This window comes from Oleiphilus sp. HI0043, assembly GCF_001634935.1.
Window position 1 is genome coordinate 1 of sequence record NZ_LWEY01001479.1, and the last position, 1,179, is coordinate 1,179.

1 pseudogene is annotated in these 1,179 nt (G+C 43.2%); it reads right to left on the reverse strand.

From position 1 onward, the window contains the following. Positions 1-1,179, reverse strand: a pseudogene (locus tag A3729_RS33300) (acetyl-CoA hydrolase); the annotation flags it as partial.

Consider the following 1,179-nt stretch of genomic DNA (forward strand, 5'->3'; position numbering starts at 1 on the left):
CCCAGGCATAGTTCACACACGGAGGCAAAGTTGGCTTGCTCTAACAAGTTAATCGAAAGTGTCGTTTCGCCTATTTTAAGACCATCCTCAGCCCACTGTACGGCATCAGAAAAAATGCCCCAGCGCTGTAGATAAATAAAGTCAGAATGAGTCAGCTGATGAGAAATAATCGACTCATTTAACAAGCACTCAAGTGTAGATGGTGAAACTGTTTCACCAATTTTCCCCTCATTAATCAAGCGCTGTAAATCAAGATCATCATAGACCTTACGCTTTACAATTCCGCTCTTGATTAGGTGCATGAAGCCGTTAACAAACATTTCACTGGAACCATACAAGCCTTTATCGAAGGCATCCACGCCACCATATTCGGAGATAAGTTTTTTATCGATATTCAGAGAGTCGACGACATGTTTATAGACGTCGTTATCGGTCTGGCGCAATTTGCATGCATAAACGATGGCATCACCTAATGAACCGATACCAATCTGCAATGTACCGCCATCTTTAATTAGAGTACTGGCATATAAGCCTGCCATATAGTCAGGGTTAGGAACCGACATATTTGGTGGCGCAAACAAACGAGTCTGATAGGCAGGACTATGAACCTGGAAGTCAAAATAATCATTCTCGACCATTGCACGGTTATACATAAACGGTAAATCGTCATGAACCTGAGCAATAGTGACGATCTTTTTCCCCTTCGCCCTCTCTTCTTCAATCAGAGGCATAATATCCAGGGTAACATCGGTATTACAGCTTAAGCTCAACTGTGGTCGGCCATCTATTTCTTTTTTAGCGACAATTTGTGCCAGCACATTGACGCCATTAATCATTAAGTCGCGCGATACAAAGGTATAGTTACTCGATACATAGTTTCGCTGCGCACTGGCAACGCTCTTCATAGCACCCGCTTTAAAGTAAAACTCCGAGACTTCGACATTCGGCGGCAAGGTGTTAGTCCTGACTGCCTTGGCATACTCTAACTCTTCGTAATCACCAAATAAGCGCTCGACAAATGGCACTAGAAACTTGGCTTCCATTTCACTTTTTGGTCTTGGCTTTTCTAGCGATAAAGCTGTAATGATCCGCAGATTAATACTCGGATCCTGCTGCGCCTTTCTGTAAAAAGCATTCGCCAACTGATTTGGTTTTCCCAAACCTAGAGGTAAACCCAAA